Origin of the sequence: Mesorhizobium sp. M5C.F.Ca.IN.020.29.1.1, assembly GCF_003997375.1 — a bacterium.
Taxonomy (GTDB): domain Bacteria; phylum Pseudomonadota; class Alphaproteobacteria; order Rhizobiales; family Rhizobiaceae; genus Mesorhizobium; species Mesorhizobium wenxiniae.
The window spans coordinates 1-12,482 of the sequence record NZ_RZSW01000134.1 but is presented as its reverse complement, the minus strand read 5'-3'; the positions used below and the strand labels follow the sequence as shown (position 1 = coordinate 12,482).

Sequence of the window (12,482 nt, the reverse complement as noted above, 5' to 3'; positions counted from 1 at the left end):
CGTCAATTCGGCCTGGGGTCGTCCAGCGTCTCGACGACGAAAGACGCGGCAATCAGGTCGTCGGCATCGAGCCGCAGGGAGCCTTCACCTCCTCCCATGACGGCGGCGACCTTCTGAAAGGTTTTCATCTCGTGCCCGGTAATTCGGGCGCTTTGCATCCTGGCTTTGAGGTCAGCGACACGCAGCCCCAATGTGTGCGACGTTCCAATTTCACGGTTCGACATGACAATATGCTCCTCCCCAACCCATGCTTTTTGCCTCCCCGCCGGTATTCGCCGTCGCCTTGCCTAAATATAAGGCATCGCGAATACAGCGCCCCGAACGCGTGGTGCGAGGGAAGGTTCCAGCGCAACACGGTCACGAAATAATACGGGCCAGCCGGCCGATCCGGCAGGCTAACCGCAGGAGGGTGGCAGGCGCGGTGGATCGGTCACAAGCTGCACGCCGAACATTGCCGTCGCCGTCGAAGAAAACCTGCCGGTCTGCGAAGCGAAAAAGCTCACGGCAGCTCTGGAAGACGAGCTGTTCGAGCCCATGCCGGCGGCTGCGGCTGCCAATATCGGATTGGCGAGTGCGGATGCCGATCATGCTCACGGCGAACATGACAGGCACCAACGATCACATCGACTGGCTCGTTTCCGTTGGCCTCAGCATCATCCACTTCCTCAAGGAGCACTGCCCGCAGGCTGCGGACGAACGCTGCCTTCGGCGATGGATGCGCCGGGCGCGCTCAGCGCTGTTGCAGCGGCGGCGATGCTATGCCGCAACCAGACGTGCCGAGGTTCGTCCTGGTGGCGCGCGTGCCAGAGAAGGCTCATGGTGAAGCTGCCGAGATCAAGCGGCGGGGGCAGCGAGACAAAACGTCCGCCCACCATCTGCGCCAGGCTCGACGGCAGCGTCATGATCAGGTCGGACTGGGCAGCGATTTCCACTGCTGCAAGGAAGCTCGGTACGCGCACGCTCACCCGTCGTCGGCGGCCCACACCAGCGAGCGCCACGTCGACGAACGCTGGTCCAACGCCGGTGACGCTCACCACGATATGACCCAATTCAACAAATCGGTCGAGCGTAAGCTCATGGTTCGCTGAGGGATGCCCGGCGCGCATCAGGGTGACAAAGCGGTCTTGATAGAGGCCGCGCCGGCGGATGCCCGCGGGCGCATCGTCGATCACGCCGACGAGTGCGTCCACGGCGTCCTCCTCCAGTGCTTCGATCGCCGTTGCGCTGGGCGGCAGAATGTCCAGGTCGAGCGCCGGCGCCTCGACGGTGAGACGAGCAAGCAGATGAGGCGCCAACGCGGTAGTCTCAAGATCCATCATCAGCAGCCGCACATGACCGGTTGCCGTTGCCGGGTCGAACGGATTCGCCCCCAGCATCGTAGCGATGTCCGCCAGGGTGCTGCGCAGCGCCGGCCGAATCTCGTCGGCGCGGGCAGTGAGCACGTAACCTGTCCGCCCTTCCACCAGAAGGGCATCCGCGAACAGCTTTCTTAGCCGCGACAGCGCACGGCTCACCGCCGGCTGGCTCATACTGAGACGGACGGCGGCCCGCGTGACGCTTCTTTCGTCAAGCAGCGCCTCGAGCACCACCAGCAGGTTCAGGTCGACGCGACGCAAATTCACTTCGTGCATGCCGGCTATATAATACATGCATTTGTCGCATGCATAGCCATTCCGTAATCTGAGGTTCTCATCAATCGCGAACACCCGAGGAGAACAGATCATGCATGTGGTTTTTGGAGCAAATGGGCGGGCCGGCGGGGAAACGGCGCGTGCGCTGATGGCGAACGGTGAGCCCGTGCGCGTGGTCGTGCGCCGTCGGGAACAGGGCAAAGCGTGGGCGGCGCTCGGTGCCGAAGTCGCCCTCGCCAGCCTTGATAACGCAGAGCAGGTTTCCGCCGCTTTGAAGGGCGCCACGGCGGCGTTTCTCCTCAACCCCCCGCCCGTCGCCGGCGATCCGTTTGGACAGACAGCGGAGATCGGCGCAGCACTTGCCCAGGCGGTCCGCCGCGCCGATCTGTCCAGGAGCGTTATCCTATCGTCGATTGGCGCGCAGCATGAGACGGGCACCGGGGTCATTGCCACCTTGCATCAGGTCGAGGCGATGCTAGCCGGCACCGCGCCCGCCACGGCCTTTCTGCGCTCGGGCTATTTTGTCGAAACTTGGTCGGAAGTCGCTGAGGCTTGCGTTTCGGAAGGCGTGCTCCCGTCGTTTCTGGAACCGGACCGGAAAATTCCCATGGTCAGCACGACCGATGTCGGGCGCGCTGCCGCCCGGCTGATGTCCCAGAACTGGGCTGGAACGCGCATCGTGGAACTGGCCGGGCCCGAAGACTGGAGCGCCAGCGATGTGGCGGTTGCCTTTGCGAAGGTTCTCGGCCGTCCGGTCGAGCCAGTGCTCGTGCCGCCGGAGCAGCGCGAAGCGGTCCTGGCCGAGGCGGGGCTCTCCGCGGAGGTTACCGCCGCCCTGCTCGGCATGTACGAAGGCATTGCAAACGGCCGCTTCACGCGCCAGGCCGGAACCGAACGTTGGCGTGGCACGACATCGCTGACAGCCGCGGTCGAGCGTATCGTGACGAAGCTGCGCGTTGCCGCTTAACCATTCATGCGAACCTTGTGATGGCAGGAGGACTTCCGGCCCCGGCCGACTCGCACTGTCACAGTTGCAGGAACCCGACCGTCGCATCGTGATCGGCACCCGCGGCGGAACGGGGTTATGACGCTCACACTCGGCCCCTCGAACCTGGCAAGCATTCGGTAGGTCGCCGGCCGGGTGTTCGACGAAATCGCAGCAGCTCGATCCAGCGCCAGCCGCCGTCGCCCATCTTCTCGTTGGCCGCGACCTGGCAGGCGAAATGCCCGGTCTAGGATGCCCTGGCGCGGTCCTGGTGGAATAACGGCAACTGGTACGAGCATTGATCGGTTCTCTTCTGCCTTGATTCCGCCCACAGGCAAGAACGACGCGGGCGGCCGAAAAGAATTATGCTGAGCCGAGAATCTTTTCGGTAACTCCGGTCGTCTTCTGCTGAGACCAACCAATCAGGAGACGAACCATGGCCTACAAACTCATTCGCTACAGCGTGAAAGACACCGGGCTGGAAGAGAACCGCGCGCTGGTTGCAAAGGTGTTCGAGGCGCTGGATGAGACGGCGCCGCAGAGCGTGCGCTATCTGGTGCTCGAACTGGACGACGGCGAGTTCATCCACGTCGTCGGCGAGGGAAATGAACCATCCGCGTTGACCGGGCTTGCGGCCTTCGAGGCGTTCACGCAGAATCATGCGGAGCGACGTTCGACCCCGGTAAAGCGATCGCCTGCCAAAATCATCGGCAACTACCATGTGCTTGAGGACGGCAAAGCCGGATAGAGCGACCGCGCCAGGGCCGAAAGAACGCCATGATCTCACGGAAATTCGATCGGCCGGCGCTGGAGGCGATGCTCGCCGAGCTACACCCCAAACTGCACCGCTACTGCGCCCGAATGGCCGGCTCGGTGATCGACGGCGAGGACATCGTGCAGGAGACGCTGCTGAAGGCGCTGCAGGCGGTCGACGGCAGCATGGCGGTCGAGCGGCCCGAGCAATGGCTGTTTCGCATCGCCCATAATGCCGCGCAAGACCATCTGCGCCGGCGCCATCGGGAAAGGTCGCGCATGAGCGAGACCGACATGACCACCATCGAGGATCCTTCCGGCAGCGCCGACAGCAGGATCGCCGCGGCGACCGGCTTGCGCAGCTTCATGCAGCTTTCGGTGGCGCAGCGCAGCGCCGTGATCCTGGTCGACGTGCTCGGCCTTTCCCTGCACGAGACCTGCGAGGTGACCGGCGCCACGCTCGCCGCCACCAAGGCGGCGCTGCATCGCGGGCGGGCACAGCTGCGCCTGCTGGCAGCCGAGCCCGAACACGTCGCCGCGCCTAAGCTCGGCGCCGATGACGAGCGGCGGCTGCGCCGCTATGTCGATCTGTTCAACGCGCGCGACTTCGACGCTGTCAGGGCGCTGATCGCCGAGGATATCCAGCTCGAACTCGTCAGCCGCCTCCGCCTGCGCGGCAAGGCCGAAGTGTCGACCTATTTCGGCAATTACGACCGCATCAGCGACTGGGCGCTGTCGCTGGGCTTCGTCGATGGAAGGCCGGCGATCCTGATCCGCAACCCGCAGGAGCCGGACGGCGCCGTGAGCGGCTTCATGCTGGTCGAATGGCAGGACGAGCGGGTCGTCCAGATCCGCGATTTCCGCTACGCACCCTGGTGCCTGGTCGATGCGGAGATCAGCATCGTGGACGGGTGAGGAATCTACGACCCACACCTGTCCGCTCGATATGGAGTCGGTGCCGGTGCAACGTGTCTAGAGCGGTTCCGGTTCTCTTGGAACCGGTAACTCGCTCTAACTATATGTTTTGCGGCGTTTATGCCGACGCCAAATGATCCCATTTGGCTGCAAAATGCTCTAGTCGACACGCACGCGGCGCGTCACCTGGCCATTGCTTTCCCAGTATGTGTGTTTCTTGGCAATCAAGGGATCGTCCATTGCCGGTTGAACTTGTCCCGTGGTGCTGACCGCGCGCGAGGTCACCGTGTGTTCTCCAGGAGCGGGACTTGCCCAGTCCAGGGACCAGATCTTCCAGGCGTGCTCGGCCTCCTCACTCTGGTCAATGGTCGCTGGTGCCCAAGGCCCTTGATCGATTTGCACTTCGACCCGCTCGATCGGCGCCCCCCAGGCTGCCCCAATCACGCGGTAGTCCGAGTCTTTCCGGGTAACCTTCGCAGGCGCGGACTTTATCAGCGCTCGGCCAACCGAGTTCTCGGTCCACACGCTCTCGCCGTTGTGCTCTTCCTCCCGGATGGTGACATAGTCACGGGCCATCAGAAGGTTCATGAAGCGGGTGTCGCGAACCTCGATGCGCTCCAGCCACTTGACGTTGGCAATCCCGTACCAGCCCGGAGCAATCAGCCGCAGCGGAAAACCATTGGGCGCCGGCAAGGCAGCTCCGTTCATTTCATAGCAGAGCAGATTGTCGCGGTTCATCGCGTCGGCGAGCGACATGCTGCGAGCGAAGTTCTGCTGCATCTTGATATCGCGTATTGCGACCTCGCCTTTGTCAGTGCCGAAAAAGACAACCTCGATGCCATTTTCCAGAACGCCGGCCTCCTCGAGGATCGGGGCGAGCGGCGTCCCAGCCCAGCGCGCATTGCCGATGCCGCCAGTGAAAAAGGGAAACCCGTGGTTGCCCGAGCATTCCACTGTGAAAACGACCTCTTGCCGCGGTCGCGCCCTGATGTCGGCGAGCGTCAATTTTAAAGGCTTCTTCACCAGGCCTCCGATCTCCATCGACCATGTCTTCTCGTCGATCGTTGGTCGATTGAAATGCGAGATGCTGAAGAACTTGTCGTTTGGAATTATCCAGCTATCCAAATCCTCCCAGACAAGCTGCTTCTGGATACCGACCGGATCGGGATTTTCGGTCGGCTGATCCAGCCACGGAATAACTTCCTCGCTCGGCCGTGTTGGAAAAGCGTAAGCCCGACGCGAGGTATAGAGAGCAGCAATTGCGGCAAGAGCCGCGCTTCCTTGAACAAGGAGTTCTCTGCGCTGAAAATCAGGCATGTTGTTACCTCCCAATTGATCCGGAACGGGCTGTAACGTGCCTTAGGCCGTAGCCTGATCACGGATAGGCGACACAATGTGAAGTCTGCCGACCCGGAAGTATCCGGGACAGGTCAGACAATCACCCGACGCAAGTCAAGCATGTGAAGCATTGGACGAAACACCAGCTCGCGTTTCGCACGCTAAGAGTGCGCCTTTGAGAAGGACGTGTCCACAACCTGGACGGGACATGATGATGATTGCAGCATTCGAGACCGATTTTTCCAGTCCTGCCAAAATCGTTTGCTGCTCGGGTTGCTATCGGAAACGACCGCTTTCGGGGTCGTTTTCGGACCTTCGCGGGTGCGGTCGAAAAGGCCCGGTCCGATCGCATTTCTGCCGTTCCGATGTCGGCCTCACGATCTCCAAGGCGCACGTTCACCAATTATTCAGCGAGAAGGCGGGATGGGCTGCCGTCTTCCATGGCGCGACAGGATGGCGGTGCGGCCGGCGCAGGTGTATGTTGATGGTCTAATATTTCGATATCAGGGAGGACAGCATGACGTCTTGGGAAATCAAGGGACGCGAACTCGTCAATTGTACCTGCGAATATGGCTGCAACTGTCAATTCAATGCGCTGCCCGACAAAGGCCATTGCCATGCGGTGGCGGGCATCCAGATCGACGAAGGTCATCATGGCGAGACCGCTCTCGACGGCCTTCGGATCGCCGCGATCTTCAAATGGCCTGGCGCGATCCACGAAGGCAATGGCGAAGCCATCGCCTTCGTCGACGAGAATGCAACCGACCGGCAGCGTCAAGCGCTGCTGCGCATCATGACCGGCCAGGACACCGACCCGTTCGCGACGATGTTCGCCGTCTACGCCTCAACCGTAACAAAAATGAATGAGCCGGTTTTCACCAAGATCGATCTCGACCTCGATATCGACGGCCGCAGGGGCCGCATCTTCGTCAAGGACTACATCGAAACCGTCGGCGAACCGATCCGCAACAAGGTGACGGGCGCGGACTCGCGCGCTCAGATCGTGCTGCCGAACGGCTTCGAATATGCAGTCGCGGAGATCGGCAGCGCTTCGAGCACAACCAGCGGGCCGGTTCAGGTGAACATGAAGGACAGTTACGGCCAGTTCGCCCGGCTGCATCTCAACAATCACGGGGTGGTGCGGGCCTGAGGCGCCACATGGACGGCGGGTCGCCGCTGGAACGGCTGCTCAGACGCGACCGCGTCATCACGATTGCGGGCGTGGTAACGCTGTGCCTGCTGGCCTGGCTTTATATCGTCGCGGGTGCAGGGCTCGGCATGAATGCGTGGGAGATGACGAGGCTCGCGCTATTCCCCCACCAGCAAACTGCCGACCTGACCTCCGATATGTCTGGGATGGATATGCCCGGCATGGACATGAGCGCGATGACGATGGCAGCCGAACCGCGGGCCTGGGGGCCGGCGATCTGGGCACTGATGATCGCCATGTGGTGGGTCATGATGGTTGCCATGATGTCCCCGAGTGCGGCGCCGACTATTCTGCTCTATGCGCGCGTGCATCGCCATGCGCTCGCACAGGGTCAGATCCAGGACAAGCTCGCGCCCACCGGCGTATTTATGGCAGGCTACCTCCTGGTTTGGCTGGGGTTTGCCGTCGTGGCCACCGCGTTGCATTGGCTGCTCGAACGCGAGGCGTTCGTTTCCGCGACGATGATGAGTTCGCAGAGTCGCTGGCTTTCCGGCATCGTCCTGATCGCCGCGGGCCTGTATCAGCTCTTGCCGCTCAAGAACGCCTGCCTGTCGCATTGCCGGGCACCGACCGCGTTCCTTGCCCGACATTGGCGTCCCCACGCAGTTGGCGCGCTGCGTTTGGGCGCGTTGCACGGGGCGTTTTGTGTCGGATGCTGCTGGATGCTGATGGCGTTGTTGTTCGTGGGCGGCATCATGAATCTGGTGTGGGTTGCCGGGCTCGCTATTCTGGTGCTGGCTGAAAAGCTGTTTCCTGCCGGCCAGTGGGTTGGCCGGGCAGCCGGCATCGCCCTGATCGCCTGGGGCAGCGCAACGCTTTTGGTCTGACGACCAGGGCCGCCTTTGTCGGCATTCAAAGGCGTGAGGAACTTTGACTCCTCGCATCCGTTTACCCGAATGTTGGGGATGGGAGGTTCCGCCAATGAATGTCAGCGACGAAAGGACTGTATCCCTCTGGGCGGCGACCGAAGTAGCGCCCGACGCGGTCGCGCTCGGGCAGAGCGAACAGGTCGATGTCGTGGTCGTCGGGTCTGGAATTGCCGGACTGTCGGTCGCGTACGAACTGGCCGTCGCCGGGCAAAAGGTGGCGGTCCTCGATCGCGGCCGGATCGGAAGCGGCATGACGGCTCGCACTACCGCGCACCTGTCATCCGTTTGCGACGACTACTTTTCGGAACTGACCAAATTGCGCGGTGAGGAGCTGGCGCGGATGTATTACCAAAGCCAGTCGGCCGCTATCGACCGTATCCAATCAATCCAGGAGAGCGAGAGTATCGCGTGCGATTTCCGACGCCTCGACGGCTTTCTCTTTCCGGCTTCCGGCAGGCAGCAATCCGACATCAAGCGCCAGCTGGACGCCGGTCTGAAAATCGGTGTCGACGTCGAGAAGATCAGGGGTGTGCCGCTTGCAGGCTTTTCGGATGCGCAGGCCCTTCGATACGCCAATCAGGCGACCTTCCACCCGCTCAAATATCTCCGCGGGCTGGCCGTAGGCATCCGCTCGCGCGGCGGCGCGCTTTATGCCGATACCGTTGTCGAAAAGGTCGAGGAGACTGACCGCGGCGTGCGCGCAACCACGGTTTCAGGCTTTACCGTGTCCGCCAAATCGGCCGTTGTCGCCACCAACTCGCCGATCAACGATCGGGTCGCCCTCCATACCAAGCAAGCGCCGTATCGGACCTACGCGATGTCGTTCGAGATCGCGCGCGATACCATACCGGATGCCCTGTATTGGGATACTGAAGACCCTTACCACTACGTTCGGCTTCAGCCTGGCGAAGATCGGACCGACTTCCTGATCGTTGGAGGTGAAGACCACAAAACAGGGCAGGCCGATGATGCCGGTGATCGCTTCGCGGCCCTGGCGGCCTGGACCAAAAGGCTGGTGCCCGATGTCGGCGTGGAAACCAACCGGTGGTCCGGGCAGGTGATGGAGACCGTCGATTATGCGGGGTTCATCGGCCGCAATCCTGGCAACCGTCGCGTCTTTGTGGCGACTGGGGATTCCGGCCAGGGCATTACCCATGGCGTCGTCGCCGGCCTGTTGATTTCCGACCTGATTCTGAAGGGGGAAAGCCGCTGGCGCGAACTTTACGAGCCGTCTCGCAAGACGGCAGGCGCGATCGGCGATTATCTGTCGGAGAATGCGACAGCGCTCAAGAGTTTTGCCGAGTATATCGCGCCTGGCGAAATCGATTCCGTCGACAAGCTGCGACCGGGAGAAGGTGCCATCGTCCGCGAAGGGCTCACCAAAATCGCCGCGTTTCGCGATGACGACGGCACGCTCTACAAGCGCTCGGCCGCATGCACGCATATCGGCTGCCATGTCCATTGGAATTCCCTCGAGCGCTGCTGGGACTGCCCCTGCCACGGCTCGCATTTTGCTATCGACGGCACGGCTTTGAACGGACCGGCCGTGTCGCCCCTGGCTTCGCTTGACTAGCCCTCTTCGAGACGAATATTCGCCTCGCCTGACTGGGACGCTTGCGCTCAAGTGGTCCTGCGCGGCGCCAATGGCGAACGCTCAAGAGGGCGCGAAGTGGAATTTCTGCATCGCATCGGTCCGGCCAAACCGGCTCACAACTCCTTTTCGGCCAGCTCGCGAAAGGCATCGGGAATCGACCGCGACAGTCCGAGCGCGACCGAGGCATAGCCGACCGCCTCCCAGCCGAAGCGGTCGCGGATCTTATCGACGGCGCGGTCGGCCGTCCAGCGCGCCACGCCCTTCCTTGTGCCGGGGCGGTGGCGATCGTCATCGAGGCCGAGCGGCAGTTCCAGCTGTAGGCCCGGTTGCTTTTCCAGATGCGAGACGGCGATCGCCAGCAGCGAAATGGTCTTTTCGTGCGGATGATCGACAAGCACCTTGCGCACCAGCGCCTCGGCGACCTCGGCCAGCATCGCGGTTGCCGAAATCGGCTGATCGAGCGTGATCGAGCGCGTCACCGAGCGCAGGTCGGCGAAGCGGACACGGACCGTCACCGTACGGCCGGGCCGCGATTTCGCCCGCAGCCTGGTGGCGACCCTGTCGGCCAGATGCAGCAGGGTCGGCACGAAGACTTCCTCCTCGGCCGGTCTCCTGCCGAGCGCCGACTGCGCGCCGGCCGATCGCGCCCGGCGCTGCGTCTCGAGCTTGCGCGGATCGCGGTTCCAGGCCAGCGCGTTGAGCTTTGCGCCCGCCGCCGGGCCGAGCAGGCGCTCCAGCGACCCACCGTTGGTCTTCGCCAGCTCGCCGATGGTGTTGACGCCGATGCCGGCCAGCCGCTCCCTAGTGACCGGACCGACGCCCCACATCAGCTCAACCGGCAGATCGTGCAGGAACTCGAGCTCGTGGCGCGGATCGACCACCACCAGCCCGTCGGGCTTGGCCACTTGCGAGGCGATCTTGGCCAGATGCTTGGTGCGCGCCACGCCAACCGAGATCGGCAGGCCGAGTTCGGCGCGCACGCGGCGGCGGATGGTTGTGGCAATCTCGGCCGGCGGGCCGAACAGACGGGTGCAGCCGGTGACGTCTGCGAAGGCCTCGTCGATGGAAATCCGCTCGACCACCGGCGTGAAATCGCCAAGCACTTTGATGGCCGCGTCGCCGAGCCGCTGGTAGTCCTTGAAATGACCGCCCACGAAAATCAGACCGGGGCACAGTTCCCGCGCCCGCCGCCCCGGCATGCCGCCACGTACGCCGAAGGCCTTGGCCTCGTAGGACGCGGCCAGCACGACGCCGCCGCCGACGGCGATCGGCTTGCCGCGCAGGGCCGGGTCGAGCAATTGTTCGACCGAGGCATAAAAGGCGTCCAGATCAGCGTGGAGGATGTTGGCTTCCATCCGGCCCGTTCGCCCGCGGAGGTTCGAACGCCGCATTGTCTCGAGGGTGGTTTGGTTTGGAACATAGAGAGAACATTGTACGTGGATTGTCAAGGAGCGTGGACGGCAGGTGCAAGACAATCGCTTCAGGTTTGCGCTGGCCCTCATCGCCCTGCTAGGCACGTCTCCCTGTAGGGACGGGAGAAGGACGCTCTTGTCGATGGTTTCGCTAATCACCAACGTTGCAGGAACTGGCGATGTTGCGGACAGCCCCCTTCGCCCCGTCACCATGCGGGGAGAAGGTGCCGGCAGGCGGATGAGGGGCGGCGCCGACTCGGCAATCAGCCGATCGAGCGCTACAACCCCATCTTGTAGCCGAGATGGCTGGCGATGAAACCGAGGCGCTCGTAGAAAGCGTGCGCCTCTTGTCGACTCTTGTCGGTCGTGAGCTGAACGAAGCTGCAGTTGCGCGAGCGGCACTCTTCAACCGCCCATTCGATCATGCGTTTGCCGACGCCGCCGGACCGGCGGTGCCGGGCAACGCGAACGCCTTCGATTTGCCCGCGCCAGGCGCCTTTCCTCGAAATGCCCGGAATGAAGCTGAGCTGCAGGGTTCCAACCACTTGCCCGGCTTCGACGGCCACCGCCAGCAACTGGTTGGGATCGGCATCGATTGCCCTGAAGGCATCGAGATAGGAGGGGGCGAGCGGCGTCGACGCGTCTTCCCGACCAGCGCCAAGCGCATCGTCGGCTAGCAATGCGACAATCGCCGGCAGATCGGGCGCTTGCGCGCGACGGAAATCAATTTCGCTCATCGAGGGACGACATACGGCGCGGGCTTGGCGACGGCAAGTGCGGTCCAGCCATTCGCGGCCGATGGCGTCGACGACCTCCGGCTTACGCGGCCTGCCGTGCCCAGAGGCGGTGGCCATAGCGGCGGAAGAAGCGCGCCAGGAGCCGCTGCTGCCTGGCGCGGGCGAGATCGGCGCCGCGTCTTTCCTGGCGCCAGCGCGGCATGTTGCGGAACAGCGCAATGAAGCGGGCGGCGTCCTCGAGCGCCTCCTCGGCCGACTGCGCCGGGCGGATCGCCGCCAGGAACAAGGCCTCGCCGTGCTTCAGCCGGTCGACCACCGCCTTGCGCTGGTCATGGCCCAGGCGGGCCTTGCCTATGCCGTCGAGGCGGATGGCGGCGAAGGCTGCCAGCATGGCCGGGCTGTCGCCGGTATAGCCGCAATCACGGGCGAATTGAGCGGAGAGGGCGTCCATCCTGGTTCCCTTGGCTGAGCGGCCGCGACGGGTGCCCGGTCTTGCCGCCCATGCGTACGTCCACGGCGCTAACTAATCATCGGTATATCGTACACAAGCATAACTCAAAAATATGCGCAAGTTAAACTTTTACGCAGGGTTGGGCAGATCCGACTCGACTCTTCGGAAAAAACCCATAATGTTGCGAACAAAACAGGAACATGAGGCATCAGGAACAATGGCATTGCCGGGCAAGGAAGCGACGCTCACCGAGGTTGTCTCGATTGCGGTCGAGTGTATCGATTGCGGCCGCAACAGATGGTGGAAGCCGGCTGAGCTCAGGCGCTTCGGGGTAACTGCGCAGACGCCGCTGGCGTCCCTTTCGGGGCGCCTCATTTGCTCGGCCTGCCGCGCCGATGGCCTGCCGGGCGCAGCGGTCGTGATCCAGGCGGCATTCGTCGACGAGCAGCAGCGGCGCCGCGCCGAGGCGCGGATGCTCAGCGAGCGCGAGGTTCCGCTGGAGAGATCCAGGCGGGCTTGAGTGGCGCGCCGATCCACCTTCTCCCACAGGGGGAGAAGCGAGCGCGCGAACCCGCCACCCCTAATAC

General features: G+C 63.1%; 14 protein-coding genes. 7 read left to right on the top strand and 7 right to left on the bottom strand.

Going from position 1 to position 12,482, the window contains the following annotated elements:
• Window positions 1–2: 2 nt before the first annotated feature.
• The 3 genes from EOA85_RS13470 to EOA85_RS13460 all read right to left on the bottom strand — a co-directional run bounded on the left by EOA85_RS13470 (window position 3) and on the right by EOA85_RS13460 (window position 1,631).
• Complete coding sequence (locus EOA85_RS13470) at window positions 3–224, bottom strand: hypothetical protein (protein ID WP_127209760.1); 222 nt, start codon at window positions 222–224, stop codon at window positions 3–5.
• Window positions 225–357: 133 nt separating this feature from the next.
• Window positions 358–603, bottom strand: coding sequence for a hypothetical protein (locus EOA85_RS13465; RefSeq protein WP_127209759.1), 246 nt, complete (start codon window positions 601–603; stop codon window positions 358–360).
• 62 nt (window positions 604–665) lie between these two features.
• On the bottom strand, window positions 666–1,631 hold the full coding sequence (locus tag EOA85_RS13460) for a LysR family transcriptional regulator (RefSeq protein WP_127209762.1): 966 nt from the start codon (window positions 1,629–1,631) through the stop codon (window positions 666–668).
• 91 nt (window positions 1,632–1,722) lie between these two features.
• Here EOA85_RS13460 and EOA85_RS13455 point away from each other — a divergent pair, with 91 nt between their 5' ends.
• From EOA85_RS13455 to EOA85_RS13445, 3 genes are all read left to right on the top strand, one after another.
• A complete protein-coding gene (locus EOA85_RS13455) occupies window positions 1,723–2,598 on the top strand; it encodes an NmrA family NAD(P)-binding protein (RefSeq protein ID WP_065008629.1) in 876 nt (291 codons plus the stop codon).
• A gap of 454 nt (window positions 2,599–3,052) precedes the next feature.
• Window positions 3,053–3,364: a hypothetical protein gene (locus EOA85_RS13450; protein WP_065008630.1), complete on the top strand. Its 312-nt coding sequence runs from the start codon at window positions 3,053–3,055 to the stop codon at window positions 3,362–3,364.
• Between the two features lie 29 nt (window positions 3,365–3,393).
• Window positions 3,394–4,284, top strand: a complete 891-nt coding sequence (locus EOA85_RS13445) for a sigma-70 family RNA polymerase sigma factor (protein WP_127209758.1) — start codon at window positions 3,394–3,396, stop codon at window positions 4,282–4,284.
• Window positions 4,285–4,443: 159 nt separating this feature from the next.
• On the opposite strand, the gene EOA85_RS13440 is transcribed toward EOA85_RS13445, so the two are convergent.
• Window positions 4,444–5,601, bottom strand: coding sequence for a sulfite oxidase (locus EOA85_RS13440; protein WP_127209757.1), 1,158 nt, complete (start codon window positions 5,599–5,601; stop codon window positions 4,444–4,446).
• Between the two features lie 538 nt (window positions 5,602–6,139).
• On the opposite strand from EOA85_RS13440, the gene EOA85_RS13435 reads away from it, so the two are divergent.
• The 3 genes from EOA85_RS13435 (at window position 6,140) to EOA85_RS13425 (ending at window position 9,274) form a co-directional block, all read left to right on the top strand.
• On the top strand, window positions 6,140–6,772 hold the full coding sequence (locus tag EOA85_RS13435) for a DUF1326 domain-containing protein (RefSeq protein WP_029351172.1): 633 nt from the start codon (window positions 6,140–6,142) through the stop codon (window positions 6,770–6,772).
• Between the two features lie 8 nt (window positions 6,773–6,780).
• A complete protein-coding gene (locus EOA85_RS13430) occupies window positions 6,781–7,659 on the top strand; it encodes a DUF2182 domain-containing protein (protein WP_127209756.1) in 879 nt (292 codons plus the stop codon).
• Window positions 7,660–7,753: 94 nt separating this feature from the next.
• Window positions 7,754–9,274 carry an FAD-dependent oxidoreductase gene (locus EOA85_RS13425; RefSeq protein ID WP_127209755.1) on the top strand — a complete coding sequence of 507 codons (1,521 nt, stop codon included), beginning with the start codon at window positions 7,754–7,756 and terminating at the stop codon, window positions 9,272–9,274.
• A 134-nt stretch (window positions 9,275–9,408) separates the two neighbouring features.
• On the opposite strand, the gene dinB is transcribed toward EOA85_RS13425, so the two are convergent.
• From dinB to EOA85_RS13410, 3 genes are all read right to left on the bottom strand, one after another.
• Window positions 9,409–10,650 (bottom strand): DNA polymerase IV, encoded by a 1,242-nt coding sequence (dinB, locus tag EOA85_RS13420; protein ID WP_127209754.1) that lies wholly within the window; start codon window positions 10,648–10,650, stop codon window positions 9,409–9,411.
• A gap of 335 nt (window positions 10,651–10,985) precedes the next feature.
• Window positions 10,986–11,444 carry a GNAT family N-acetyltransferase gene (locus EOA85_RS13415; RefSeq protein ID WP_127209753.1) on the bottom strand — a complete coding sequence of 153 codons (459 nt, stop codon included), beginning with the start codon at window positions 11,442–11,444 and terminating at the stop codon, window positions 10,986–10,988.
• An 82-nt stretch (window positions 11,445–11,526) separates the two neighbouring features.
• Complete coding sequence (locus tag EOA85_RS13410) at window positions 11,527–11,895, bottom strand: hypothetical protein (RefSeq protein ID WP_029351180.1); 369 nt, start codon at window positions 11,893–11,895, stop codon at window positions 11,527–11,529.
• Between the two features lie 217 nt (window positions 11,896–12,112).
• On the opposite strand from EOA85_RS13410, the gene EOA85_RS13405 reads away from it, so the two are divergent.
• Window positions 12,113–12,415 (top strand): hypothetical protein, encoded by a 303-nt coding sequence (locus tag EOA85_RS13405; protein WP_127209761.1) that lies wholly within the window; start codon window positions 12,113–12,115, stop codon window positions 12,413–12,415.
• The last annotated feature ends 67 nt before the right edge of the window (window positions 12,416–12,482 follow it).

Excerpts from the sequence above, each read along its gene's own strand:
- EOA85_RS13470 (WP_127209760.1), bottom strand. The coding sequence starts at position 224 with ATGTCGAACCGTGAAATTGGAACGTCGCACACATTGGGGCTGCGTGTC.
- EOA85_RS13465 (WP_127209759.1), bottom strand. The coding sequence starts at position 603 with ATGTTCGCCGTGAGCATGATCGGCATCCGCACTCGCCAATCCGATATT.
- EOA85_RS13460 (WP_127209762.1), bottom strand. The coding sequence starts at position 1,631 with ATGCACGAAGTGAATTTGCGTCGCGTCGACCTGAACCTGCTGGTGGTG.
- EOA85_RS13455 (WP_065008629.1), top strand. The coding sequence starts at position 1,723 with ATGCATGTGGTTTTTGGAGCAAATGGGCGGGCCGGCGGGGAAACGGCG.
- EOA85_RS13450 (WP_065008630.1), top strand. The coding sequence starts at position 3,053 with ATGGCCTACAAACTCATTCGCTACAGCGTGAAAGACACCGGGCTGGAA.
- EOA85_RS13445 (WP_127209758.1), top strand. The coding sequence starts at position 3,394 with ATGATCTCACGGAAATTCGATCGGCCGGCGCTGGAGGCGATGCTCGCC.
- EOA85_RS13440 (WP_127209757.1), bottom strand. The coding sequence starts at position 5,601 with ATGCCTGATTTTCAGCGCAGAGAACTCCTTGTTCAAGGAAGCGCGGCT.
- EOA85_RS13435 (WP_029351172.1), top strand. The coding sequence starts at position 6,140 with ATGACGTCTTGGGAAATCAAGGGACGCGAACTCGTCAATTGTACCTGC.
- EOA85_RS13430 (WP_127209756.1), top strand. The coding sequence starts at position 6,781 with ATGGACGGCGGGTCGCCGCTGGAACGGCTGCTCAGACGCGACCGCGTC.
- EOA85_RS13425 (WP_127209755.1), top strand. The coding sequence starts at position 7,754 with ATGAATGTCAGCGACGAAAGGACTGTATCCCTCTGGGCGGCGACCGAA.
- dinB (WP_127209754.1), bottom strand. The coding sequence starts at position 10,650 with ATGGAAGCCAACATCCTCCACGCTGATCTGGACGCCTTTTATGCCTCG.
- EOA85_RS13415 (WP_127209753.1), bottom strand. The coding sequence starts at position 11,444 with ATGAGCGAAATTGATTTCCGTCGCGCGCAAGCGCCCGATCTGCCGGCG.
- EOA85_RS13410 (WP_029351180.1), bottom strand. The coding sequence starts at position 11,895 with ATGGACGCCCTCTCCGCTCAATTCGCCCGTGATTGCGGCTATACCGGC.
- EOA85_RS13405 (WP_127209761.1), top strand. The coding sequence starts at position 12,113 with ATGGCATTGCCGGGCAAGGAAGCGACGCTCACCGAGGTTGTCTCGATT.